The following is a 24,688-nucleotide window of genomic DNA, read 5'->3' as shown; positions in this document are numbered from 1 at the left end:
GCGATACGCCGGAAAAAACAATTTAAAATTCCGGATAACGCAGGGATCAGTCGCGACTTAGTCGTAAACAATCTCAACTGACTGATCACCGATAAGATGACGCAAGTTTATCAGCAAATCATCATTCGGTTGGACTCGCCAACTCTCCCCCAGCTGAATCCGCGTTTTTGCTTCGTCACTGAGGTAGTCAACCCAGATCGGACAACCCTCGCCCCGATAGGGCTGCAGCGTCTGCCCGATCTTGTCCAGCAAGCCGTTTCCAAGCTGCTCCGAACGCAGCGATACTTTCAATCCACGACTGTATCGCTGACGCGCAGTCGCAACATCCATCACATCGCTGACACGCAACTTGATTGATCCGGAATAATCGTCATGACTGACCGTGCCGTCCACCACGATCACCTCATCTGACTGCAGCAGATCACGATTATCATTGAACGTTTCCGAGAACAGCGTGGCCTCGATACGAGCAGTACGATCATCCAGCGTGATAAACGCCATGGTCTGACCGCGTTTGTTCTTCATGGTTCGCATCGCGACTACCAGACCAGCGATACGCTGCGATCCCCGGCCCGGCTTCAGGTCAGCAATGGACTGACGGGCAAACCGGCGCACTTCCTTCTCGTATTCATCAAAGGGATGGCCGGTCAGGTAGAGTCCCAGCGTATCCTTTTCGCCCTTCAGGCGCGCCTTTTCGGTCCACTCCCGAACGTGCATCACTTCCTGGAACGGATCGGTCTCACTGGTATCCAGTGTTTCGCCAAACATATCCACCATCCCCGCACTCTCATTGCGGGAATGCTGCCCGGCCTGCTGGACCGCTTTTTCGATGCTGGCCATCATGCGCGCCCGGCCCGGGCCCAGTTTATCCATTGCACCGGCACGGATAATGGCTTCAATCGCGCGTTTGTTGACCTTCTTCAGATCAACTCGCTGGCAGAAATCGAACATATCCCGGAAAGGCCCGCCTTTAGCGCGTGCATCAACTATGCTCTGGATCGGCCCTTCACCCAGCCCCTTAATCGCACCCAGCCCGTACACAATCTGACCTTCGTCGTTTACGGTAAATGTGTACTCGGACATGCTGACGTCCGGCAACACCAGATCGAGCTTGAGATTACGGCATTCCTCGACCAGCGTGACAACCTTGTCGGTATTCTGCATATCCGCCGTCAGTACGGCGGCCATGAATTCAGGCGTGTAGTGCGCCTTCAGCCACAAGGTTTGATAAGACACCAACGCGTAAGCTGCAGAGTGAGATTTGTTGAAACCGTACCCCGCAAACTTCTCTACCAGATCGAAGATATTGTCCGCCAGCGCCTCGCTGATGTTGTTGTTCTTGCAACCATCAACAAAGCTCTGCTTCTGTTTGGCCATCTCTTCAGGCTTTTTCTTGCCCATCGCCCGGCGCAGCATGTCGGCCCCGCCCAGCGTATAGCCGGCCATCACCTGGGCGATCTGCATAACCTGCTCCTGATACAGGATAATGCCGTAGGTGGGCTCCAGTACCGGTTTCAAGCCTTCGTACTGAAAATCAACATGGGGGTACGAGACAGGCTGGCGACCATGCTTCCGGTCGATGAAGTCATCCACCATGCCCGATTGCAGCGGACCGGGCCGGAACAGGGCAACCAATGCGATCATGTCTTCCAGACTGTCGGGTTGCAGACGACGGATCAGATCCTTCATGCCACGGGATTCAAGCTGGAACACCGCTGTCGTTTCCGCCTTTTTCAGCATCTCAAACGAGCGGGCATCAACCAGTGGGATTTCGTTGATATCCAGCGGCGCTTCGCCCCGCTTCTCCCGGCGCGGGTTTATCATTTCCAGCGCCCAGTTGATGATGGTCAGGGTACGCAAACCCAGGAAGTCGAACTTGACCAGCCCGGCCTCCTCCACGTCGCCCTTATCAAACTGCGTTACAGGGCTACCACCCTCATCATCACAATACAGTGGTGCGAAATCTGTAATCCTGGTGGGCGCGATCACCACGCCACCGGCGTGCTTACCTGCGTTCCTGCAGACGCCTTCAAGCTTGAGCGCCATCTCCCAGATTTCCTGGGCTTCTTCATCCTGATTGAGAAAATCGCGAAGTGGCTCTTCCTGCTCGATCGCTTTCTCGAGCGTCATCCCCACTTCAAACGGAATCATCTTCGACAGCTTGTCTGCCAGACCATAGGATTTGCCCTGCACCCGCGCCACGTCCCGCACCACCGCTTTTGCCGCCATGGTGCCGAAGGTAATGATCTGGGATACGGCTTCGCGACCATATTTCTCGGCCACATATGCGATAACCCTGTCACGGCCTTCCATACAGAAGTCGACGTCAAAGTCAGGCATCGAAACCCGTTCGGGGTTCAGGAACCGCTCAAACAGCAGATCATATTCCAGCGGATCAAGGTCAGTGATCAGCAGCACATAGGCCACCAGCGACCCGGCACCTGACCCCCGACCCGGCCCTACCGGCACGCCGTTGTTCTTGGCCCACTTGATGAAGTCCATAACGATCAGGAAGTAACCGGGGAACCCCATCTGGATAATGATATCCAGCTCAAAATTGAGGCGATCGTAGTAGACCTGGCGTTTGCTGTCGTACTCGGGATCATCTTTGCTGAGTATCTTCGATAACCGGAATTCCAGCCCTTCTTCCGAGGCCTTGCGGAAGAACTGATCCATCGTCAGCCCTTCGGGAACCGGATAATTCGGCAGAAAATACTCGCCCATCCGGACTTTGACCGTACAACGGCGAGCGATCTCGACGGTGTTTTCGATGGCCTCCGGAATATCCTCAAACAACGCGATCATCTCGTCAGCGCTGCGCAGGTATTGCTGATCACTGAAGCGGCGATCGCGGCGGGGATCGTCCAGCGCCCGGCTTTCGCCGATACAGACGCGCGCCTCATGGGCTTCAAAATCTTCTTCATTGATGAAATGCACGTCGTTGGTAGCAACAACCGGCAGATCGAGCGCCTGGGCCAGTGCAACACTGAGATGCAAACAGTCTTCATCGCCGGCACGGCCCGTGCGATGGAGTTCGAGATAGTAGGCATCCGGATAGAGCGCTTTCCAGTATTCAGCTCGCTCACGGGCCAGATCGTCCTTGCCCGCCAATAATGCCCGACCGACATCGCCCATTTTGGCACCGGACAATGCAATCAGCCCTTCCCTGCGAGACTCCAGCCATTCTTTGCGAATAATGGGCACGCCAAAAAGCTGTCCCTCTGTATAGCCAACAGAAATAATTTCAGTGAGGTGTCGATAGCCGGTTTGATCGCGGGCAAACAACGTCAGCCGAAAGGGTTTCTCTGGCTCTTCCTCATTGGTGACCCAAATATCGGCACCGATAACCGGTTTGACTCCGGCCCCCATCGCCGCTTTATAGAAGCGTACCAACGAGCACATATTCGATTGTTCAGTCAGCCCCACGGCCGGCATATCCAGTTCGGATACCCGTTTGATGAGAGGCTTTATCCGCACCAGTCCGTCGACCAGTGAATATTCGGAGTGAACTCGAAGATGAACAAAATTATTCGGCATGGGGGTCAGTGCTTAGCTCGGTTCGGGAAATATCGGGTAATTTTAACAGTGCGCCGTCAACAAAGCGCCCGTTTCTTATTAAATCAGGCGAGGGAGCCAACCGTCGGGGCGATCAGCCTTCATTCGGCGACTCGGAAAACAGTGCCTGCAGTGATGCTTCAGTCTGTGGCCCAAAGCGGGTCTCGATCAGCTTGCCATCAGGATCGACGACAAACGATGCCGGCAGCCCAACTGGCAACTTCCAGCCAAGTACGGGGCCTGGATCTTCCGCCAGCATCTGATAATCAATGTTCATTTTATTGCCCAGTCGGGTGAGCGCATCACCGGTGACGCCATCGAAATTGACGCCCAGAACCGTAACGTCCGGCGACTGATTCAGCTCGTTCAACTCGGGAATCTCTTCTATGCAGGGCTTGCACCACTCAGCCCAGTAATTGACCACCACCCACTGCCCCCGGAAATCGTCCCAGCTGAGTGAATTGCCCTGCGCATCCTGAAATGACGTACGATTGCAGCCGGCTATCACGGTCATAACAGCAAGAAAGATCACGAGTTTGAGGTACTTCAAGCAGGTTGCTCCTGTTAAACTGGCGGCAAATTATCCTGAAAGCTAGAGTGCAAGACCATGACAGAACAAACTCGAATTTTCCATAACCCGCGATGTTCCAAGTCCCGTCAGACGCTGGCGCTGCTTGAAGAGCGCGGGATCACACCCGAGATCGTGTTCTACCTCGAAACACCGCCAGCTGCGGATGAGCTGAAGACCTTGCTATCCATGCTCGGACGGGCTCCGAGGGATATTATTCGAAAAGGCGAAGAGGCATACAAAGCCGAAGGCCTGAGCGACAAATCATTGTCCGACGAGCAGCTGATTGAAGCGATGGTCGCTCATCCCAAGTTGATCGAGCGCCCGATTGTTGTTCATAACGGCAAAGCGGCTCTGGGCCGCCCGCCTGAAGACGTGCTTGATATCCTTTGAACCCCCTGTTCCTGACGCAATCAACGGGAGATGCCAATGTCTGATGCTGCGCCCTACATCCTTGTGCTCTATTACAGCCGCAGTGGCCACACTGCCGAAATGGCGCTGCAGATTGCGCGAGGCGTATCCAAAGTGTCAGGCATGGAGGCGCGCGTGCGTACCGTGCCGCCGGTATCACCCAATACCGAGGCGTCTGAGCCCGCCGTCCCCGCAGAAGGTGCCATCTATTGCACAACTGAGGATCTCAGGCATTGTGCCGGGCTGGCTCTGGGCAGCGCGACCCGATTCGGTAACATGGCAGCGCCACTGAAATATTTCCTCGATACCACTGGGGATCTCTGGCTCAACGGTGCTTTGGTCGATAAGCCTGCCGGTGTATTCACATCAACCGGAAGCCTCCACGGCGGTCAGGAAGCAACGCTTTTGTCGATGAGCATCCCCTTGCTGCACCACGGCATGCTGATTACCGGCGTTCCCTATACCGAACCCGCGTTGTCCAAAACGACCGGAGGTGGCACGCCCTATGGGCCCAGCCATCATGCCGGTACCGAGACATCGTTGCCGCTGACGAATGACGAGAGAACCATCTGCCAGGCGCTGGGCACTCGCCTGGCCCGACTGGCAAAGACTCTCGGCAACTGAACGCTTGGCGGCCGCTGCTATTATCCGCCGGCTGCCTCTCACAACCAACACAGATCCGACAAGGACAACTGAATGCTCCATTCTGCTCGTGCCAGAACCACCCGGCTGATCTGCCAGGTACTTTATCTGGGATTAATCGCCATGCTTCTTGCCACAACTTTCTGGCCGGCACCTGATCCAGCACTGTCACTGCCACTGATACTCTCAATCAAGCTGGTTCCGCTGCTCATATTCATTCCGGTAATACTGAACGGCAACAATCGGGGAATGATCTGGCTGAGCTTCGTACTGATTTTTTACTTCACCCAGTTTGTGGTGAATGCCTGGCTGAGCGAAGGCGAGATAGCCGCCACTGTCAGCGCGATAATCGCACTCCTGCTGTTCGTATCTGCTATGTTCCATTTGAAACTGAACCGGCCGGCAGCCTGAGCGTCCAACTTTTCCGGCGCTGCGTCGATTGCACCGCAGCTTCGGTAACCCAATGCAACTGTCGCTAACTTTGAGGCCGTGGTATGTCGAAAACCCAGCTTGCAGCGCCACCCCGCTCCACCCTTACATTGCGGGATATCTGCACAGCCCTGGTTGAAGATCAGGAAATCAGCCAACCGGACGCGGAGCGCGTGCTTGCCGCCAACCTGGGCGCTGAAGCACTTGAACGCCATCCGCTGGAAATTGTCGCCATAGCCGAGCTGACCAGCCAGAAAAGCGGCCGAAAACTGAGCCTGGACCGCCTGGCAGGCTGGCTGGCCGACTGGGCCGGGCAAGATTATTATCACATCGATCCGCTCAAGATAGACGCCCCCGCCGTCGCCCGTGTGATGTCATTCGCCTTTGCCCAGCGTCATGGCATTCTGGCGGTGGAAATCCACAAGGACGAATGCTGGATCGCCAGTACAGAGCCGTTCAAGAACGACTGGGAAGCCAATCTTCGCCACGTTCTGAAAAAGGATATTCGCCGGGTTGTTGCAAACCCCGAGGATATCCGTCGGTTCACGGTCGAGTTCTATCAGTTGGCAAACTCCGTCAGCAAGGCCGTTGGCAACGCAGGTGGCAATGCGGCCAATATCCATAACTTTGAGCAACTACTCGATCTGGGCGACAACAAGAGCCCCGATGCGAATGATCAGCACGTCGTTAAAATTGTCGACTGGCTGCTGCAGTACGCCTACGAGCAACGCGCCAGCGATATCCATATCGAGCCGCGCAGGGAAATAACCCAGGTGCGCTTTCGCATTGATGGCGTGCTCCATAATGTTTACGAATTTCCCGACCAGGTGGGCGTAGCCGTCGTCAGTCGCCTGAAAATACTCGGCCGTCTGAACGTGGCTGAAAAACGGCGACCGCAAGATGGCCGTATCAAAACCCGCAAGCCGGATAACTCCGAAGTTGAACTGCGGCTGGCCACCATGCCAACGGCATTTGGCGAAAAGATGGTGATGCGGATTTTTGATCCGGAGGTTCTACTCAAGTCATTCGACCAGCTTGGCTTTGGCAAGGACGATACCCTGCGCTGGCGTGAGATGACCGGCAAGCCTCATGGCATTGTACTGGTCACCGGCCCCACGGGGTCGGGCAAAACCACCACGCTCTACTCGACCCTCAAGCATCTGGCAACGCCTGAGGTCAACATCTGCACCATCGAAGACCCGATCGAAATGGTCGAGCCGGCTTTCAACCAGATGCAGGTGCAGCACGGCATCGATCTGACATTTGCTTCAGGTGTGCGAGCCCTGCTACGTCAGGATCCGGATATTGTGATGGTCGGTGAGATCCGGGATCTGGAAACCGCTGAAATGGCGGTTCAGGCCGCCTTGACCGGGCATCTTGTGCTCTCCACGCTGCACACTAACGATTCCCCGAGCGCCATTACCCGCCTGATCGAGCTTGGCATCCCCCCTTACCTGATTCGGGCAACAGTGCTGGGGGTTATGGCCCAAAGACTGGTGCGCCTGTTGTGCCCGCATTGCAAAGTTAAAACAACAGTTGATGCCGATGCCTGGACCAGTCTCACCCGGCCATGGAAAGCACCTTTGCCAGCAGATGTCTATGGGCCAGGCGGCTGCCTGGAATGCCGCAACACCGGATATCGCGGGCGGGCAGGCGTCTATGAACTGTTGCAACTGACACCCAAGCTACGCGCTGCAGTTGATGAAAACTGCGATCTGGAGCAATTCAGGGTAGACGCCTATCGCGAGGGCATGCGCTCGTTACGACTGAGCGGCGCACAAAAGGTTGCAGCTGGCGAGACAACCATTGAGGAGGTGCTCAGGGTCACTCCTGAAAGTCAGCGGTAAAGCGCCTGAGGTAAAGGCGCTCGAATACGGTCATGCACCGGGGCGCATCCCGCATTGCCCGAGCACATCCTGCCAGAGCCGGGTATGCCGCTTGATCGCCTGATCCAGCTGTCGCCAGAGGCTGTTTTCTCCGGCCTCCGTCAGGTAGCGATTAAAATAGCCTTCAAACGCTGCCGGCATGACGTTACGCTGAGTGGCGCCCAACTCATGAAAGCCCGGCAGCAGATGTTGCCTTATCCGCGTCACCGCCGCGATATAGGGCTGAACCTTGCCCGCGTAGACTGCAAAGAACATGCTGCGGGCGATTTCGGCCTGATTGTTGGGCTGCCCATTCAGGCAGACTGGACGCGCCGCCAGCCGGTGCTCGATGATATCAGCTGCATCGTTCAGACGTGTCACCAGCAACTGTCCACTCTTGATCAACTGCCCCATCCGATCCTCCGCCTGCCAGCGCTGATGCACCTCACCCAAAAACCCGAAATCGGTATCGAGCTTCCCTTTACGCAGCTCTCCCAGTCGCTGAACGAGCAGACGGACATCAACCTCCAGATCGCTGATATCCGCCGCCGAAACGGTTACAGGCAGAGCACCTTCAGTTCGTGTAAACAGCGGTTCGATTTCCTCCACACCCCAGCTCGCGTTCCAGACGGCAATCGGCAGCGTGGTGACTTTTGAATGTCTGGCAAACACTACCGCTTCGCGCAGCGAAGGGTCGTCCTCAAGTGTTCCAATACAATCGTCCGCAGCGTGAATAAACTTCAACTCATACCGCAACTGGTTCAATGGCTGCATGACACGGCCCAGCCCGGAATTTCGCTCGCCAACAACATGCTGCAAGTCGCAGCCGTATAACGAGAGAAAATCGAGCATGCTCAGGTCCAGTTCCGGCATTGGCAAGCGCCTGTCACGCCGGCGCGGAAACAGCCCCGTTACCGGAAGCGGACTGAGCTCAGCGTGTTGGTCAAACACTCGCGCCACGCGCTCGACATACTCCTCCATCATCGACTCAGGTTCGGAGAATGGCTGGCACCCGGTCAGCATCAACAGGATCAATGACCCGACAAGCGATCGCATGAAAGACTCGAAATAGGAAAAGGACTTACTCAGTGTACGCAGGAAGGTAAAAAATGGGACACCCCCGGAGGCCGGAGGTGTTAAGTACCAGATATGAGAAGCGGGATATCAGGTTTAAACGATGGCAATCAGTCGATGTCGGCAATGATTGCGTCAGCCGCCTGAAAGTCCCGGGCAACCTGACGAGCGGTATCGGGCGTGGATTCGTCACGCACCAACAAAACAGTATGCATTCCTGCTTCCTCTGCTGCTTCAAGCTCCTGTTCGATATCGGAAAGAAACATCACAGTGTCAGCGTCAACGCCCAGTTCGTTCAGGATATTTTGATAAGCTGCAGTCTCACGCTTGGCTCCCATTCGGGTATCGAAATAGCCACTGAAAAATGGGGTCAGATCACCCTCTGAACTGAAGCCAAAAATCAGTTTCTGCGCCTGCACCGAACCTGACGAGTAGACGTAAAGGCGCAGCCCACGGTCATGCCACTCCCGCAGTTTCTCGCCGGCATCCGGATAGACGTGGCCCTGAAAATCGCCGTTCCGGTAACCCTTTTCCCAAATCATGCCTTGCAACGCTTTAAGCGGCGTGGCCTTGCGGTCTTCTTTGATCCACTGCTGCAGCGCCGCAATCAGACCATCCACGTCGCTTGCAGGGACTCCGGTTTCTTCGGCAACCGCACGAAGCTGGGCTTTGACCTTGTCATCATCCCGCGCCACTGCTTCCTGGATAAAATCGGCCAGATTTGCCGCAGCGTAGGGAAACAGCACGTCGTGCACAAACGAGATTGAACTGGTGGTGCCTTCAATATCCGTCAGGATTACCCGAATCATCAGGCCGCTCCAACCAGACGCTCATAGCGTGGAAGCTGACTGGCGATATCTTCGCCAGTAAAACTGGCAACCCAACCATCGGGATTGGAAAACAAACGGATACAGGTAAATTCCGGCGCAGGTCCCATGTCAAACCAGTGACGGGTGCCATCCGGAACACTGATCAGGTCGTTCTTCTGGCAAAGCACCGCGTATACCTTGTCGCCAAAGTGAAGATAAAACAGGCCCTGGCCCCGCACAAAGAAGCGCACTTCGTCTTCACTGTGGGTATGCTCATCAAGAAACTTCTTGCGCGCCACATCCTTGTTCGGATTATCAGCAGTCAGGCTGACCACATCAGCCGTCTGAAAACCGCATTCTGCTTTCAGATTGGCCACTTCGTCGGCATAGGCGTCAAGAATGTCATCCTGGGTTGCGTCGGCAGGCAGATCACGGGTCGGCCACTGCTCAAAACGCACGCCCTGCTCACCCAGCAATCGCTGGATTTCCGCAGTGCTCTCGGTGACAACGTCCGGCTGGTCGGGCTGTTGTTCATTGTAAATACGCAGTGTGGTCATGATCTCACCTTCATCATTTCAATTTCACAAGCGAACAGGAACTCAAATGCTTCCACATGGCGCAAACAGTCTGCCATGGTCTTTCCCCATGTATAAAGGCCATGCCCGCGGATCAGATAGCCTGGCTGCTCGGGATGTTCTGCAAACCATTGGCGGGTGCGCTCGGACAGCGCACTGATATCCTGGGTGTTGTCAAAAATCGGCACCACGAGCGGTGCTTCATGCGTCGTGACCCCCGGGAACGCTTTCTGCAATTCATAGTCCTGCAGTGTCAGTTGCTCCTTGCCCGACAGCATACGGCTCAGCACGGTCGCATTAACAGAGTGCGTATGCAGTACGACACCAACATCCGGGAATTGCTCATATAAAACGGTATGCAACAGGGTTTCTGCTGATGAGCGGGCGTCGCTCTGTACCGGACAGCCTGCATAATCAACCACCATGATATCACCTGCTGCCAACTGACCTTTATGGCGGCCAGACACGGTAATGGCGATATGGTGCCCGTCCAGACGGGCGGAATAGTTGCTACTGGTAGCCGGAGACCACCCGTTGTCATAAAGAAAACGCCCGGCCTCAATCAACGACTGCGCAACAGCGGCATAGCGGGTCACATCAAACATCAAGCCTCCGGCGGCGATCATACGAGAAATCAGATTCGGCTCCGCCAGCTAGGGGCAGCCTGTCGGCCTCTATTATAGAGAGTGTCGCAACTTGCTTCATCCCGCCCCACACAAAAAAACGCCGGAACACGAGGTCCGGCGTTTCGGTTTCAATAACGCGCGTGGCGATTACTCAACTACAGGCTTTCCATCGCTGTCATTCCAGACCTTGCGACCATCCTGATCCATCTTGCCGTTGGTATCCCAGACTTCACGATTCTCGGTCTTACCTTCAAGCTTGCCGTTATCATCCCAGAATTTCCTGTCGCTGCTGCAACCGGCTGCCAGCATGCCCACAAGCGCAATCAACATCAGCTTCTTCATCAAATACTCCTGATCTCGTCATTCAATTCAGTCGTCTATTGCAACACAAAGCCCGGGGAGCACCTATTACAAAGTTGACACATCAGTCACAGACTTATTCAGATTTCGCACCGTAGCGTTCACGGTTGCGCAACTTGTCCTGATCACCTTTACGCAGCATCACATAAACTGCGCCAGTGCCGCCGTGGTGCTTCTGGGCTGAATAAAACGCCATGACATCAGTAAGCTCTGGTAGCCACTTGGCGAGATAGCTCTTGAGCTGTGCAATCCCATCAGGATTGCGCTCACCCTTACCGTGTAAAATAAGAACTGATCGCAAGCCATAACGGACACAGTCGTTGATAAAACCAAATACCTCCCGGCGAGCCTCTTCCACGGTCATTCGGTGAAGATCAAGCCGCGCTTCAATCTGATATTGACCGAGTCGCAGCTTCTTGTAGACACCGTGCTGAATCCCCGGACGCTGATAAGCCAGCACATCATGACTTTTAAGCGGCTCAACATGCTCAGCAGTCAACGGATTGCGATCTTTAATGGGTGAATCAACGGCCGAGCGCTGACGTTCCAGATGACCCGGAGTCAGCTCACGCGGTACCTGCGTATCGACCTTGTTAGGACGCTTGATACGCTGCACATCGCTCATTTCTTCGAGAAAACTCAGTCTTTCGGCTTTAGTGGTCATGACTTCATCCGGTTCATCTTGTTCAGACATCAGCCAGCCTGATCAAGCGGCGGTCTGCTACTGCAAAAAACTTTACCACCAGAGGGATGAGCACGAAAGTTGAATAGTAGAGATCTGAATACGCCAGCAGCGATCTGGCGACACGATGACGAAGTATCGGAATGAGTGTCGGGATGAAAAGACAAGGCATAAAAAACCCCGGAGGGACCCGGGGTAGCATAAATCGGGAACAACACATTCCCTTAAGCTTTCAGACACCACAGACAGCTGCTTCACAGGAGATCAAGATGAAGCAACTGCATACACCATACGCAATGCATGGCACGCTTTCCGTTGTACATTAGTCTTAACATCACCCCCTTCCCCACAACGCCCTGTCAGCTACACTGGTACGGGAACTGACATCCATTCAGCCTTTTCTGCGCTGATTCCCCAATGAGATGAAATCAATGCCGGCAGACCCACATGAATCGACGAGCCATAACACGCGCTCACTGATGCTGTTTCTTCAGCAGCATGCGCCGTTTAATAACATGGACGACAGTCATCTGGCCCTGTTTGCCGAAAATACTACCCTGCGGTTCTTTGCCGACGGCGATGTCGTGCTGTCACCTGACGATGGCGTGGTAACCGAGTTCAATATCGTCAAACAGGGTCGGATTTGCGGCGAGCGTGAAAACAAGCGTGATGGCCGTACCGAACGGACCTTCGAGATCAGTCAGGGCGAATGTTTTCCGGTAGCAGCGCTGATCGGCGAGCGCCCTACCCGAACGCTTCACAGGGCAGCCGGCGACACGTTTTGTCTCAGCCTTGATCATGATGCGTTTGTTCATATTTTTGCCGACAGCGAACCCTTTCGTGATTTCTGCCTTCGGGGCGTTAGCAGCCTGCTCGATCAGGTCAATCGTCACGCCCAGTCCAAAGCGCTGGCGTCGATTGGCAACAACCAGTCACTGGATACTCCGCTGGAGCGATACGCCCTTCGCAATCCCATTGTCTGCTCACCCGACGCGCCGATTCGGAAGGTGGTATCGCGTATGCACGAAAACGCGGTCGGCAGCATGGTGATTACTGATGATGAAAGGCGCCCCGTTGGCATCTTCACCCTGCGCGATTTGAGAACCCTCATCGCCGAAGAGCAGGCCGGACTGGACGACTCTGTCGCCAGCGTCATGACACCGAATCCGGCCAGACTGCATTCGTCGGCAGATGCGTTCGAAGCCGCGCTATTGATGGCAGAGCATCACTTTGCCCACGTGTGCGTAGTCGATGACGATGACCGGCTGATTGGCGTTGTATCGGAACGGGACCTGTTCTCCCTGCAACGGGTCGATCTGGTGCACCTGGCCCGAACGATTGGCACTGCAGCGCATCTGCGGACGCTGATCAGCTTGCGAGCAGATGTCGGACGTCTGGTTGAAACCATGCTTGCTCACGGCGCGGCCTCTGACCAGATACTCCGTATCATTACCACACTAAACGACTGCACCGTCAGGCGAGTGCTGGAACTGAACCTCAAAACCCACGATCCCGGCATTTCCTTTACCTGGCTGACATTCGGTAGCGAGGGCCGACAGGAGCAGACCCTTCTGACCGATCAGGACAACGGGATACTGTTTGAAACACCCGACGGCATGACGGCCGATCAGGCACGCGAAAAACTGCTGCCCTTTGCTGGCAAGGTAAACGACGAACTGGCCCAATGCGGATTCACGCTATGCAAAGGCAATATCATGGCGAGCAATCCCAAGCTTTGCCTCAGCATGGAGGAATGGCTGGACTGGTTCAGGCGATTTATTGAATCAGCAACGCCGGAAAACCTGCTTAACTCTTCAATTTTCATGGATATCAGAAGCGTTTTCGGGCCGGACGATGCGGTTGCGACGCTGCAGCAACAGGTACTGGGCTGGACCCGGAAAAACACGTTGTTTCAGAAGATGATGGCAGCCAACGCACTGACCCACAGACCACCGCTCAATATATTCAGGGGATTCATCTACGCAAAAGGCGGCGAAAAGCACATGCTGGACCTTAAAAAGCAGGGATTGACGCCATTCGTCGACTCAGCACGAATATACGCCCTCGCCCACGGGGTTGCGGCCTCCAATACCCTCGAGCGCATTGAGAAACTGACCGAGTCCGGCGTCTTCGATCGCAAGGACGCCAGCGCCTGGAAGGAAGCCTATAACCTGATTCAGATGATCAGAATGCGCAGCCACCAGGAACAACTTGCGGCGGGACAAGCGCCGACGAACCGCATAGATCCGGACGATCTGAATCAGCTCGACCGGCGCATCCTGAGAGAGTCCTTCCGTCAGGCCCAGCGCCTGCAGCAAAAACTGGAAGTGTCCTATCAACTCTGAACCGGAAATGGCACGTCATGTTCGACAGCATTAAACATTGGCTTGGTCAGCGCAGCGGCGACACATCGTTTGATCACCTGCCTGTCCCGGAGAAACTGGACGGCCGGCGCCTGGATAGCGTGCGCCTGATCGTGCTTGATCTGGAGACCACCGGACTTAACGTTAACAAGGACGATGTAATTGCGATTGGCGCAATCGGCATTGATAACCTGCGGATCCAGTATCGCGACCAGTTTGATCTGATACTCAGGCGGCCTGAACTGGATATCTCGAAAACTGTACTCATACACGGCATTGGAAACGAGGCACTCGCCAGTGGCCATGAACTTGAGGACACCCTGAAGCGGTTGCTCGCATGGATGCAGGGAAGCGTCATTCTCGCCTTTCATGCCGCATTCGATCAGCGCTTTCTGGAAAAGACACTACGCCAGACATTGGGCTACACGAGAAAGCACGAGTGGCTCGATGTCGCTGAAGTGCTACCCGCCGTTTTCCCTGACGCGCAACTAAAGGACGGGCGTCTGGACAGCTGGATTGAGCACTTCAAGCTGGATATCAGTGAGCGCCATAACGCTGCCGCTGACGCAATGGCGACCGCCGAACTCGCCCTGATCGCTTTCAACCAAGCCGCAAGGAAAAACGTCGTCACTCTCTCTGAACTTAACGACAAAGTTCGGTATACCCGCCGCCTGAAGCACATCCAGAGTCAGTGATTTCCCTCCCGCGTCGCCGCCTCTCGAAATGCTCCGCACCAGATGCAGCGCTGACATGAGCAAGCTGCTCCATTTACATGAAAATTAGACTATTTGCCAATATCTATAAACGCTTTCCTGCGTAAAGTCTGATAGTGGGTACAGATGAAATACATACATGAATAACAATAGATCTTCTGAGGACTCACCTACCGAAGCTCAAGCTCAATAACAAGAAACCTGGAGCGCTGCTATGTCGCAACATTCTGAAAATGCAGAGAAATACTGGAAGGCGAACCTTCGCCTGATTATCGGAAGCCTGTGTGTATGGGCCTTCGTCTCTTACGGATGTGGAATACTCTTCCGTCCTCTGTTGTCCGGGATTGCTGTGGGAGGAACCGACCTCGGTTTCTGGTTTGCCCAACAGGGTTCAATCCTGACGTTTATCGTTCTGATCTTCTTCTACGCCTGGAGAATGAACAAGCTCGATAAACAATTCGGACTGGACGAGGAGTAAGCCTGATGAGCCAATTTGCTGTTAACCTGATATTTGTCGGCGGCTCGTTCGCCCTCTATATCGCCATTGCTATCTGGGCGAAAGCCGGTAGCACCAAAGACTTCTACGTCGCCGGCGGCGGTGTACACCCTATCACCAACGGCATGGCCATTGGTGCAGACTGGATGTCAGCGGCATCCTTCATCTCCATGGCGGGTCTGATTGCGGCCGGCGGTTACGCCAACTCGACCTTCCTGATGGGCTGGACCGGTGGCTATGTGCTTCTGGCCATGCTGCTTGCACCTTATCTTCGGAAGTTCGGAAAATTCACCGTTCCGGAATTTATCGGTGATCGCTTCTACAGCAAGAACGCGCGCTTTGTCGCCGTTGCCTGCCTTATCGTGGCGTCAGTCACCTACGTTATCGGCCAGATGGCCGGTGCCGGGGTTGCTTTCTCACGCTTTCTTGAAGTCGACAGCACCACCGGCCTGATTATCGCGGCGATTGTTGTCTTCATCTACGCGGTTCTGGGCGGCATGAAAGGCATCACCTACACTCAGGTTGCCCAGTACATTGTGCTGATCATTGCCTACACCATTCCGGCAATTTTCATCTCTCTGCAACTGACCGACACTGCGATTCCGGCCATCGGCCTGTTCTCTACTCACACTGAATCCGGCCTGCCACTGCTGCAGAAACTGGACGAAGTCATTACGGCTCTGGGTTTCCAGGATTACACGGCGGATGTTGATAACAAACTCAACATGGTGCTGTTCACCCTGACTTTGATGATCGGTACTGCCGGTCTGCCTCACGTCATCATCCGCTTCTTCACTGTGCCAAAAGTTGCCGACGCACGCTGGTCAGCAGGCTGGGCGCTGGTATTCATCGCATTGCTGTACCTGACAGCACCGGCTGTTGCTTCAATGGCTCGACTGAACCTGATGACAACCATCTACCCTGATGGTCCAACCAGTCAGCCAATCGAATATGAAGCGCGTCCGGACTGGGTGAAGGCATGGGAAGAAACCGGCCTGATCACGTATGAGGACAAGAACAGCAACGGGCGTATCGAGCTGTACAACGATTCACCAGAGTTTGAACCCACTGCCACCGCTCGTGGCTGGAAAGGCAACGAGCTAGTCGTCAACCGTGACATTCTGGTTCTCGCCAACCCTGAAATCGCCAATCTGCCAAGTTGGGTTATTGGTCTGATCGCAGCGGGCGGCCTTGCGGCGGCGCTATCGACGGCAGCAGGTCTGTTGCTCGCGATATCGTCATCCGTGAGTCACGACCTGATAAAGGGCGCGATAAAACCGGATATCAGTGAGAAAGGCGAGTTGATGGCAGCACGGATTACCATGTCTGTAGCGATCGTGGTAGCCACCTATCTCGGGGCCAACCCGCCGGGATTTGCGGCTCAGGTTGTGGCACTGGCGTTCGGTATCGCAGCGGCATCGCTCTTCCCTGCCCTGATGATGGGTATTTTCTCCAAGCGTGTGAACAACAAAGGCGCGGTAGCCGGTATGCTGTCAGGCCTTATCTTCACACTGGTCTATATCTTCATCTTCCTGGGCTGGTTCTTCATTCCCGGAACCAACAACCTCGCCAACACACCGGATAACTGGTTGCTTGGAATTTCTCCACTCTCTATCGGTGCGGTCGGTGCGTTGATTAACTTCATCGTTGCCTTCGCAGTCTCTTCAGCTACGGAAGAGCCACCTATCGAGATTCAGGAATTGGTTGAAAGCGTTCGCTACCCACGCGGCGCTGGAAGTGCAAGCAATCACTGATCCATAATGTAGCTCGCGACGGTCTCCGGACTGTTAACAGCGAACTCCGACGGGCTTCCTCATGGGGAAGCCCGTTTTTTTAAGGGAAACAAAATGTTCTGGAATTTTGTCGCAACCGTGTTTTGTGGTTTGGGCGCTGCGGGTATCGCTTTTGGTATTCGGGCCATCACCCGGAAAAAAGCACCCAAGTGGATTATTCCGGTATTTGCCGGGCTGGGGATGATGGGCTTTCTCGTTCAGGGGGAATATACCTGGTTCGACCTCAAACAATCACAGCTGCCTGAAGGCTCGGTCGTCGTTTCCAAGGAAGAGTCACGGATTATCTGGCGGCCCTGGAGTCTTTTTGTGCCGCAGGTAACAAGTTTCACGGTACTTGATACCGACAATATTTCGCAGGAGCCAGGCGATGGCCATGTGGTCAGCTTTTACCTTTATCGTTTCGAAAAATCCTACGTTGATTCCGTTTCAGATAAAGTCTACCTATTGAACTGCGACAACCTGCAACTGGTGCCTCTGGATGAAAACCGCAAGGCCAGCATGAAGCAGCTCCGGCAGCTGTCGAAGGAAGATCCGCTTTTGAAAGCGGCCTGCGGCTGAACAACTGAATTTCCGATAATCACCCTGCGGCATCGCCAGAAGTCTGGTCACGCCGCAATAACATCTGAATCGTGGGAACGCTGTATATGCTGAGTGGCTGGTTACTGGGCCTCATTTCCATCACCTACATATCGTTGCTATTCACGATTGCCTGGGCTGGCGACCGCCACCCCGGGCTCTACCGCAAGCGTATTGCCCGCACGCACATATACGCGCTATCGCTGGCTGTCTATTTTACTTCCTGGACTTTCTACGGTGCGGTAGGACGCGCAACCCAGGAAGGCATCGGGTTTCTTCCGATTTATCTCGGTCCGCTGCTGGTGTTCTTGTTCGGCTCTACGTTGCTCCGTCGCATTATTTACATCAGCAAACGCAATAACAGTACGTCGATAGCCGATTTCATTGCGTCACGCTATGGCAAATCCCAATCACTGGCCGCCATGATCGCGGCTATCGCGCTGATTGGAAGCGTTCCCTATATCGCACTGCAGCTCAAAGCGATCGCAATGGGCTTCAACGTCCTATCGAGCAATGGCGACTCTCATAGTGTGCTTACCCAAGCGGCCTGGGGCGACTCGGCCTGGTATATCACTTTGGTGCTGGCGGTCTTTACTGTTCTGTTTGGCACACGGCATCTGGAGTCAACCGAGCACCATCGCGGCATGATACAAGCGGTTGCCTTTGAGTCGATCATCAAACTGGTGGCCTTTGTCGCGGTTGGCCTTTTTGTAGGATACGGCCTCTACGACGGTTTCGGCGATCTGTTCACCCAGATCAGCGATGCCAACCTTATCGGCACACTGACAACCGATAGTTTTAACCCGGTATCCTTCGTCACCCAGACACTGATATCCATGCTCGCCATTATCTGCTTGCCCCGACAGTTCCATGTCACCGTCGTCGAAAATACGGACCACCGGGATCTGGATACCGCACGCTGGGCGATGCCCGCGTATCTGATCATTGCCAGCGCCTTCGTGTTACCTATCGCCGGTGCGGGTCTCCTTGCCGCCAACGCCGGTACAACAAATCCCGACATACTGATCCTCAGCCTGCCGATAGAGGCGGGTCAACAGTGGCTTGCCGTACTGGCGTTCCTGGGCGGCGGATCGGCTGCAGCGGCCATGGTTATTGTCTGCTCGGTCGCTATTGCGACCATGGTCAGCAACGAAATCATCATGCCGGCGCTGTTGAAGTTCTTCCGGCCGAGAATGAATCGGCGCGGCGATCTGAGCTACCTGCTGCTGGTCATTCGTCGGGTAGCCATCTTTGTGGTGTTGATGATTGCCTACGGGTTTTACCGGCTGGCCGGAGCAGACTACAGCCTGACAGCCTTCGGGCTGCTCTCCTTTGCCGCTGCTGCCCAGTTTGGGCCCGCGCTGATTGGCGGTATCGTCTGGCGAAGAGGCAACCATACCGGTGCCGTCTGGGGCCTCGCCGTCGGCTTTCTGCTGTGGTGTTACACACTCGTTATACCGGCGCTCACGTCAACCGGCTGGCTAAGCGATACGCTGATTGAAAGCGGTCTCTGGGGTCTGAGCTGGACACGGCCCACTGCATTGTTTGGACTGGAGCTCGATCAGATCAGTCATGGCATTATCTGGAGCCTTGGCAGCAACATCCTTTTATACATCGTGCTTTCGCTGCTGACGCGTCAACGCGTCCGCGAGAAAATACAGATCGCCTCCTTTTTCCATGATCCCGAACCCAAGGCTGAAACGCCGCACCAGCAGGCCTGGGAAGGCGAAGTCATGACAGCTGACCTGAAAGCGCTTGCTGACAGGTTTATGGGCGACGAGCGTGCAGAGTCGCTTTTCCGCAATTACGAACGTCGCAACGCCATACGCCTGTCACCGCACAAGGCGGCCAGCACTCACCTGATGAAATACGTCGAACGCCAACTGGCCTCCGTCATTGGTGCCTCAACCGCCAGGGTGGTGCTGGAATCGACACTGACTGGCCGGGACATGCAGATCGAGGATGTGGTCAGCATTGTCGATGAAGCGTCTCAGGCAATGACGTTCAGCCGGGAACTGCTCCAGTCAGCCATTGAGAACATCAGTCTGGGTGTTACGGTCGTCAATCGGCAGCAACAGCTTGTAGTGTGGAATCGACGGTATCTGGAAATGTTTACCTACCCCAGAGGCTTTGTCCGGGCCGGGCGGCCATCCAGCGATCTCATCCGTTACAGTATGGTGACCACCAACCTGCCCGCACGAAAGGTCGATGCAATTGTTGATGAGCGTATGCACTGCATGCAGAAGGGCCTGCCCTTTTCAGATGAGCAGCACCGCCCGGATGGCACTGTCCTTCAGTTGGAGGGTAGCCCGATTCCGGGAGGCGGCTACGTCACCACGTTCCAGAACATCACACCCATGCGCCGCACGGAGCAGGCGCTCAAAGAAACCAACATCTACCTGGAGCAGCGGGTCAAGGAACGCACCCAGGAACTTCAGGTTCTGAATGAACAGTTACTGAAAGCCAAATCGGTTGCAGAGCAGGCCAACCAGAGCAAAACCCGCTTTCTGGCATCTGCGAGCCATGACTTGCTGCAACCCCTCAATGCCGCACGACTATTCAGTTCAGCACTTGCCGGCAAGGCGATGGAAGGCGAAACCAAGGTTCTGGTCGACCACATCGACAGCTCTCTCGAAGCGGCTGAAGAGCTCATCAGCACCCTGCTCGACATATCCAAACTGGATGCCGGTGCACTGGAACCCAATCTCTCCAGCTTTCCTGTCAGCGACTTGCTGAAGCATCTGGCAACGGAATTTTCCGCTATTGCACATGACCAGTCACTTGAGCTCAGCATGGTGCCCAGCACAGCCTGGGTGCACACAGATCCTCAGTTGTTACGGCGGGTCATCCAGAACTTTCTCTCCAATGCTATGCGCTATACCCCTACAGGCCGGATACTGCTCGGTTGCAGAAGACTGAAAGGCTATGTGCGTATCGAGGTATGGGACACCGGACCTGGCATTCCACAGGACAAACTGGAGCAGATATTTGAAGAGTTTCGACGGCTCCACCAATCCGGCGACCAGAAAGGGCTTGGCCTTGGCCTGGCAATTGTTGACCGGATCAGCACCATGCTGGGCCACCCGGTACATGTTCGCTCCAAGCAGGGCCAAGGCAGCATGTTCAGTATAACCGTACCAAGTGCGGAACCTATCGCACAGGAGCCTCAGACCGCGGGTAAGGCAGCCTCATCGCGTGGGCTGTCCAACCTGAAAGATCTGTCAGTGCTCTGTATCGATAATGACGAGAATATACTGGACGGCATGATTGCGTTGCTCAACAATTGGGGCTGTACGGTGACGCCCGCGCGCAGTCTCGAAGCGGCTCAGGCGGCACTTTGCGGCACTGTGCCGGACATCATTCTTGCTGACTATCAACTCGATGACGACAAGAACGGTCTTGATGCGATGAATGCGCTCATCAAAGACTTTGGCAAGCCGGTTCCGGGCATTCTGATCACCGGGTATATGGGTGAAGAAGTCAGAGCTGAAACCCTGAAGCTGGGCTATCAGATTCTTTATAAGCCAGTAAAACCGGCAGCTCTGCGGGCGATGGTCAATAAACAGCTCAAACAGAAGCGGTAGCAGCAGAGCCTTTTAACAACGGCTCAATTCAACCGCCACCCACTTGCTCAATTTCGCGAAAGTCATCAGCACAATGACAACAGCTGCCCGAAACAAGAACGCCAAGATTCCGGCTATTGAGAAGCTTCGCTTTCTGATCATCGACGATTTCGAAAGTTTCCGGCTTTCGATGCGCCAGATCCTACGCTCATTGGGGGCCGGGCACATAGAGGTCTGCGGCAACGGCGCCACCGCCCTCCAGCGTTGTACCTACGAGAACTTCGACGTTGTTCTGTGTGACTTCAATCTGGGCACGGGCAAGAACGGCCAGCACGTACTTGAAGAGCTTCGCCATCGCAAATTGATCAAGTGCACATCGCTTTTCATTATGGTCACCGCTGAAACATCCAAGGAAATGGTCATGGGTGCACGGGAACATCAGCCCGACGCCTATCTGAGCAAACCCATTAACCAGGCCATGATGGCTCAACGCATGAGCGCACTGATTTTGCAGCGCACCACTCTCGCGCCGATAAACCGGGAAATTGAACTTGAAAACTTCCCGGCGGCGGTATCACTTTGCGTCCAGATGCTGCCCCAGCAACCCCGTTACAAGACCTGGATACTGAAAACCCTGTCTGATCTCTACTTCCGGATGGGTGATTTCAATCATGCCCGACAGGTTTGCGAAGACGTCTTACAGGTACGGGATATCCCCTGGGCCCGACTGGGGCTTGCCAACACCTACATTGCCGAGCAGCGTTACGATGAGGCCAGTAGCATTCTCCAATCGCTGATTGCCAACCAGCCGGACTATGTTGAAGCCTACGACGCCTTCGCCAGATCACTTGCGGCACAAGGTAAACTTGCTGCAGCGCAACGCATTCTGGAACGCGCCGCTGAACGATCCCCTCACGCTATCTTGCGGCAACAACAACTGGCCAGAATCGCTAGTGACAACCAGGATATCGCAGCCGCATCACAGGCATGGCGACGCACTATCGAGCTTGGAAAGCATTCAATTCATGACAGCGCCACGCATTATCTTGAACTCGCACGATCACTCAGCGAACTCTGTGAAGATGATGAGAGCGAACACGGACAAGCGCTCGCATCAGAGGCCAGCACAACCCTGCTAGCGCTCCAGCGCCGGTTCAAAGAGGATCAGAACGCCTGTACCCGGGCCGCACTTATTCAGGCCAGAGTCCATGCCGGCCAGCAACAAACAGGCGACGCCGAAGCATTGCTTGAAGGTGTGCTCCCGGCAGACCCGGTCAATACGATGGAAACGGATGTCAGCCTTGAGCTCGCGCAAACCCTGTATGCGCTGAAACGAAGTAGCGAAGCCGAAGCTATCCTTGCAGAGTTGGCGCAACGGCATACAGATGAGCCGGACATTCAGCACAAAATTGAAGCGTTACTGGATGAACCCGTCAGCTTCAAGAAAAAAATGTCAGCGAGACAGCTCAACAAGCAGGGTATCGCCGCATTCGAGCAGGACAACCCTGAAGCTGCGGCAAAAGCGTTTCGTGAGGCCCTCACGTTTGTGCCGAACCACGCCGCCCTTAATCTCAATCTGATTCAGGTTCGCCTGAGTCAAGGCGCGGGGAAACCGGGCACCAAGGAATGGATTCAAGAGTGCAAAGGCTGCATCGAGGCGCTCAACTCCCTTCCTGATGGTCACCGGCAGTATAAGCGCTTCAGGACATTGAAGGCGAAAGTTGAGGCGCTATCTGATGACTCATGACGAATCAGAGCACAACGAACCAGAGGACAAAAAAGTGCCATCACGTTCGCCAACCGGATCAGCTGCTCGCGCGTCCACTGATGCCGCAACCAGGATTGATTTTTCAATGATTCTGGCATCAGCCGTTCATGACATGAAAAACTCGCTCGGCATGCTACTCCACACTATGGATGAACTGGGCGCCGAGCTATCTGATGAGGTAAGGGAGTCAAAGAAGTTTCATACGTTGCGCTATGAAACTGAGCGGGTTCATGGGGACCTGCTGCAGCTCCTCGGTTTATACCGGATCGATGTTGAATCGCTAACTGCGAATATCGAAGAGCATTTTGTTCCCGATTTTCTCGAATCCCAGGTCGCGCGCCACGTTCCGTTGCTGGATGGACACAACATCACCCATCAAATTAGCACTGAAGACATTAATGGCTTTTTCGATGCTGACCTGGTGGCCGGTGTACTGAACAATATCCTGAATAACGCCATACGCTATACCAAAACACACGTTGAGATCGAAGCTCGACAACAAGACGATTTTTTGGTGCTCAGCGTCGCTGACGACGGCAAGGGCTACCCTGCGCAAATGCTCGATAATCAGCCGACCCACCCCGGAACAATGAATTTTTCGACGGGCAGCACGCAGCTTGGACTTTACTTCGCATCGGCTGTTGCACGCCTGCATGAAAATGCAGGCAATGCCGGACGCATATGTTTATACAACGGTGGTCGATTAAACGGTGGCGTTTTTGAGATCTGGCTACCTTAAGAGCCTTGCGTCCAGCCAGGTTCGCCGCTAACGTTTGCGAACTCCACGGATATAGTCCGCTTTTTTTCGTTAAAGCGGTCGGAGACTAAAACTACAAGGAGACCGCCATGTCACGCGGCCAGGCACTCATCATTGATGATTCTTCAACGGCGCGTATTATTCTTTCGAGGCTGCTGCAGAAAGCAGACCTTCGCACACGCGGTGCAGCCTCGGCAGAAGAAGGCTTCAAATTACTACAGGTTGAAACGTTCGACCTGATATTCCTCGATCACCTGCTTCCCGGCATTAACGGTTTCGAAGCGCTGGATCTCATCAAGAAGAACCCCGATACCGCCGATATTCCGGTCTTCATGTACACCTCCCAAAATGCCGAACGCTATCTCGAAGATGCCAGGGCTCACGGAGCAGCCGGCGTTATCAGCAAGCAGATCGATCGGGATCAACTGCTGGCCACCATCGAATCAATCCTGGCCGGTGAAAGGGAGACCAACAGAAACGAGGAAGACTCTGCCGTCCTCCTTAATGAAGCGGCTGACACCGTCCTCAGTCGCCGCCTGACAGGTAGACTCTCTACCCTCGAAATCGCCTACGAAGACACTCACGACGAGCTACACCAGCTTAAAACCATGATCGCCGGGCTTCAGGTTCGACAGGCAGAAATGATCGATCGTCGCTACCGCCGCATGCGCACCCTTTGGCTCATTACGCTCTCTATCCTGATCGTGATGTCGCTCATTTTCACCATCGAGATAGTCCAGCTCGAACGCGTGCTGGGCACCATTAACCAGCAGTTTGGTGTGGTGAGAGAGATGGTAAGTCACCTGGTGGAACTGACAGGAGTTAACCCGGGAGGCGGATAGAGCCAGTTCGAGCAGATAAGCTGACAATGAAAAACAGCCTCGGCGGGTCACCTGCCGGGGCCATTTCACTTGGAGTCTTGCTTTCACGAGCTCTTTTATTCCGCCCAATAAAAAACCCCAGACACATCGCTGTGCTGGGGTTTTCAGAATTAGGAGCCTGACGATGACCTACTCTCGCATGAGCAAAAGCCACACTACCATCGGCGCTGATTCGTTTCACT

At 54.7% G+C, this 24,688-nt stretch carries 21 protein-coding genes; 13 read left to right on the top strand and 8 right to left on the bottom strand.

What is annotated here, in order from left to right:
* Positions 1-57: 57 nt before the first annotated feature.
* Both dnaE and ACUN9X_RS11720 read right to left on the bottom strand, forming a co-directional pair.
* On the bottom strand, positions 58-3,537 hold the full coding sequence (gene dnaE / locus ACUN9X_RS11725) for a DNA polymerase III subunit alpha (protein WP_445473230.1): 3,480 nt from the start codon (positions 3,535-3,537) through the stop codon (positions 58-60).
* A 112-nt stretch (positions 3,538-3,649) separates the two neighbouring features.
* The gene (locus tag ACUN9X_RS11720) at positions 3,650-4,105 is read right to left on the bottom strand and encodes a TlpA family protein disulfide reductase (RefSeq protein WP_445473229.1); all 456 of its coding nucleotides are present in this window, start codon (positions 4,103-4,105) and stop codon (positions 3,650-3,652) included.
* A gap of 57 nt (positions 4,106-4,162) precedes the next feature.
* Here ACUN9X_RS11720 and arsC point away from each other — a divergent pair, with 57 nt between their 5' ends.
* The 4 genes from arsC to ACUN9X_RS11700 all read left to right on the top strand — a co-directional run bounded on the left by arsC (position 4,163) and on the right by ACUN9X_RS11700 (position 7,452).
* Complete coding sequence (arsC, locus tag ACUN9X_RS11715; protein ID WP_445473228.1) at positions 4,163-4,516, top strand: arsenate reductase (glutaredoxin); 354 nt, start codon at positions 4,163-4,165, stop codon at positions 4,514-4,516.
* A gap of 36 nt (positions 4,517-4,552) precedes the next feature.
* Entirely contained in the window at positions 4,553-5,158 is a 606-nt protein-coding gene (gene wrbA / locus ACUN9X_RS11710; protein WP_445473227.1) for an NAD(P)H:quinone oxidoreductase, read from the top strand.
* A gap of 72 nt (positions 5,159-5,230) precedes the next feature.
* On the top strand, positions 5,231-5,587 hold the full coding sequence (locus ACUN9X_RS11705; RefSeq protein WP_260037953.1) for a DUF2069 domain-containing protein: 357 nt from the start codon (positions 5,231-5,233) through the stop codon (positions 5,585-5,587).
* Between the two features lie 83 nt (positions 5,588-5,670).
* The gene (locus tag ACUN9X_RS11700; RefSeq protein WP_260037954.1) at positions 5,671-7,452 is read left to right on the top strand and encodes a GspE/PulE family protein; all 1,782 of its coding nucleotides are present in this window, start codon (positions 5,671-5,673) and stop codon (positions 7,450-7,452) included.
* Positions 7,453-7,482: 30 nt separating this feature from the next.
* On the opposite strand, the gene ACUN9X_RS11695 is transcribed toward ACUN9X_RS11700, so the two are convergent.
* The 6 genes from ACUN9X_RS11695 to smrA form a co-directional block, all read right to left on the bottom strand.
* Positions 7,483-8,526 (bottom strand): DUF3080 domain-containing protein, encoded by a 1,044-nt coding sequence (locus ACUN9X_RS11695; protein WP_445473226.1) that lies wholly within the window; start codon positions 8,524-8,526, stop codon positions 7,483-7,485.
* Positions 8,527-8,654: 128 nt separating this feature from the next.
* Positions 8,655-9,353 (bottom strand): acireductone synthase, encoded by a 699-nt coding sequence (gene mtnC, locus ACUN9X_RS11690; RefSeq protein WP_445473225.1) that lies wholly within the window; start codon positions 9,351-9,353, stop codon positions 8,655-8,657.
* Positions 9,353-9,910, bottom strand: coding sequence for a 1,2-dihydroxy-3-keto-5-methylthiopentene dioxygenase (locus ACUN9X_RS11685; protein ID WP_445473224.1), 558 nt, complete (start codon positions 9,908-9,910; stop codon positions 9,353-9,355). The genes mtnC and ACUN9X_RS11685 overlap by 1 nt, the downstream gene beginning before the upstream one ends.
* Positions 9,907-10,533 (bottom strand): methylthioribulose 1-phosphate dehydratase, encoded by a 627-nt coding sequence (locus ACUN9X_RS11680; protein WP_445473223.1) that lies wholly within the window; start codon positions 10,531-10,533, stop codon positions 9,907-9,909. Before ACUN9X_RS11680 ends, ACUN9X_RS11685 begins: the two co-directional genes overlap by 4 nt.
* A 168-nt stretch (positions 10,534-10,701) precedes the next feature.
* A complete protein-coding gene (locus ACUN9X_RS11675) occupies positions 10,702-10,896 on the bottom strand; it encodes a hypothetical protein (RefSeq protein WP_260037959.1) in 195 nt (64 codons plus the stop codon).
* 94 nt (positions 10,897-10,990) lie between these two features.
* Positions 10,991-11,608 carry a DNA endonuclease SmrA gene (smrA, locus tag ACUN9X_RS11670; protein ID WP_445473222.1) on the bottom strand — a complete coding sequence of 206 codons (618 nt, stop codon included), beginning with the start codon at positions 11,606-11,608 and terminating at the stop codon, positions 10,991-10,993.
* A gap of 419 nt (positions 11,609-12,027) precedes the next feature.
* Here smrA and ACUN9X_RS11665 point away from each other — a divergent pair, with 419 nt between their 5' ends.
* The 9 genes from ACUN9X_RS11665 (at position 12,028) to ACUN9X_RS11625 (ending at position 24,467) form a co-directional block, all read left to right on the top strand.
* Complete coding sequence (locus tag ACUN9X_RS11665) at positions 12,028-13,941, top strand: putative nucleotidyltransferase substrate binding domain-containing protein (RefSeq protein WP_445473221.1); 1,914 nt, start codon at positions 12,028-12,030, stop codon at positions 13,939-13,941.
* A gap of 17 nt (positions 13,942-13,958) precedes the next feature.
* Positions 13,959-14,654 carry a 3'-5' exonuclease gene (locus tag ACUN9X_RS11660; protein ID WP_445473220.1) on the top strand — a complete coding sequence of 232 codons (696 nt, stop codon included), beginning with the start codon at positions 13,959-13,961 and terminating at the stop codon, positions 14,652-14,654.
* Positions 14,655-14,886: 232 nt separating this feature from the next.
* A complete protein-coding gene (locus ACUN9X_RS11655; RefSeq protein ID WP_260037963.1) occupies positions 14,887-15,150 on the top strand; it encodes a DUF4212 domain-containing protein in 264 nt (87 codons plus the stop codon).
* Positions 15,151-15,155: 5 nt separating this feature from the next.
* Entirely contained in the window at positions 15,156-16,922 is a 1,767-nt protein-coding gene (locus ACUN9X_RS11650; protein WP_260037964.1) for a sodium:solute symporter family protein, read from the top strand.
* Between the two features lie 93 nt (positions 16,923-17,015).
* Positions 17,016-17,519, top strand: a complete 504-nt coding sequence (locus ACUN9X_RS11645) for a hypothetical protein (RefSeq protein ID WP_445473219.1) — start codon at positions 17,016-17,018, stop codon at positions 17,517-17,519.
* Between the two features lie 86 nt (positions 17,520-17,605).
* Positions 17,606-21,121, top strand: coding sequence for a PAS domain-containing hybrid sensor histidine kinase/response regulator (locus ACUN9X_RS11640; RefSeq protein WP_445473218.1), 3,516 nt, complete (start codon positions 17,606-17,608; stop codon positions 21,119-21,121).
* Positions 21,122-21,194: 73 nt separating this feature from the next.
* Positions 21,195-22,847 (top strand): tetratricopeptide repeat protein, encoded by a 1,653-nt coding sequence (locus ACUN9X_RS11635; RefSeq protein ID WP_445473217.1) that lies wholly within the window; start codon positions 21,195-21,197, stop codon positions 22,845-22,847.
* 106 nt (positions 22,848-22,953) lie between these two features.
* Positions 22,954-23,607: a sensor histidine kinase gene (locus ACUN9X_RS11630; RefSeq protein ID WP_445473216.1), complete on the top strand. Its 654-nt coding sequence runs from the start codon at positions 22,954-22,956 to the stop codon at positions 23,605-23,607.
* A 107-nt stretch (positions 23,608-23,714) separates the two neighbouring features.
* Complete coding sequence (locus tag ACUN9X_RS11625) at positions 23,715-24,467, top strand: response regulator (protein ID WP_260037969.1); 753 nt, start codon at positions 23,715-23,717, stop codon at positions 24,465-24,467.
* Positions 24,468-24,688 lie beyond the last annotated feature (221 nt).

The sequence above is a fragment of the Marinobacter sp. V032 genome, from assembly GCF_052645435.1.
This window is presented reverse-complemented; position numbering and strand designations above follow the sequence as displayed.

Bases quoted from the DNA above. Each gene is read 5' to 3' on its own strand.
- ACUN9X_RS11625 (WP_260037969.1), top strand. From the start codon at position 23,715: ATGTCACGCGGCCAGGCACTCATCATTGATGATTCTTCAACGGCGCGT.
- ACUN9X_RS11695 (WP_445473226.1), bottom strand. From the start codon at position 8,526: ATGCGATCGCTTGTCGGGTCATTGATCCTGTTGATGCTGACCGGGTGC.
- smrA (WP_445473222.1), bottom strand. From the start codon at position 11,608: ATGTCTGAACAAGATGAACCGGATGAAGTCATGACCACTAAAGCCGAA.
- ACUN9X_RS11650 (WP_260037964.1), top strand. From the start codon at position 15,156: ATGAGCCAATTTGCTGTTAACCTGATATTTGTCGGCGGCTCGTTCGCC.
- arsC (WP_445473228.1), top strand. From the start codon at position 4,163: ATGACAGAACAAACTCGAATTTTCCATAACCCGCGATGTTCCAAGTCC.
- mtnC (WP_445473225.1), bottom strand. From the start codon at position 9,353: ATGATTCGGGTAATCCTGACGGATATTGAAGGCACCACCAGTTCAATC.
- ACUN9X_RS11700 (WP_260037954.1), top strand. From the start codon at position 5,671: ATGTCGAAAACCCAGCTTGCAGCGCCACCCCGCTCCACCCTTACATTG.
- ACUN9X_RS11675 (WP_260037959.1), bottom strand. From the start codon at position 10,896: ATGAAGAAGCTGATGTTGATTGCGCTTGTGGGCATGCTGGCAGCCGGT.
- ACUN9X_RS11665 (WP_445473221.1), top strand. From the start codon at position 12,028: ATGCCGGCAGACCCACATGAATCGACGAGCCATAACACGCGCTCACTG.
- ACUN9X_RS11640 (WP_445473218.1), top strand. From the start codon at position 17,606: ATGCTGAGTGGCTGGTTACTGGGCCTCATTTCCATCACCTACATATCG.
- ACUN9X_RS11635 (WP_445473217.1), top strand. From the start codon at position 21,195: ATGACAACAGCTGCCCGAAACAAGAACGCCAAGATTCCGGCTATTGAG.
- ACUN9X_RS11685 (WP_445473224.1), bottom strand. From the start codon at position 9,910: ATGACCACACTGCGTATTTACAATGAACAACAGCCCGACCAGCCGGAC.
- ACUN9X_RS11655 (WP_260037963.1), top strand. From the start codon at position 14,887: ATGTCGCAACATTCTGAAAATGCAGAGAAATACTGGAAGGCGAACCTT.
- ACUN9X_RS11630 (WP_445473216.1), top strand. From the start codon at position 22,954: ATGATTCTGGCATCAGCCGTTCATGACATGAAAAACTCGCTCGGCATG.
- ACUN9X_RS11680 (WP_445473223.1), bottom strand. From the start codon at position 10,533: ATGTTTGATGTGACCCGCTATGCCGCTGTTGCGCAGTCGTTGATTGAG.
- dnaE (WP_445473230.1), bottom strand. From the start codon at position 3,537: ATGCCGAATAATTTTGTTCATCTTCGAGTTCACTCCGAATATTCACTG.
- ACUN9X_RS11705 (WP_260037953.1), top strand. From the start codon at position 5,231: ATGCTCCATTCTGCTCGTGCCAGAACCACCCGGCTGATCTGCCAGGTA.
- ACUN9X_RS11660 (WP_445473220.1), top strand. From the start codon at position 13,959: ATGTTCGACAGCATTAAACATTGGCTTGGTCAGCGCAGCGGCGACACA.
- wrbA (WP_445473227.1), top strand. From the start codon at position 4,553: ATGTCTGATGCTGCGCCCTACATCCTTGTGCTCTATTACAGCCGCAGT.
- ACUN9X_RS11645 (WP_445473219.1), top strand. From the start codon at position 17,016: ATGTTCTGGAATTTTGTCGCAACCGTGTTTTGTGGTTTGGGCGCTGCG.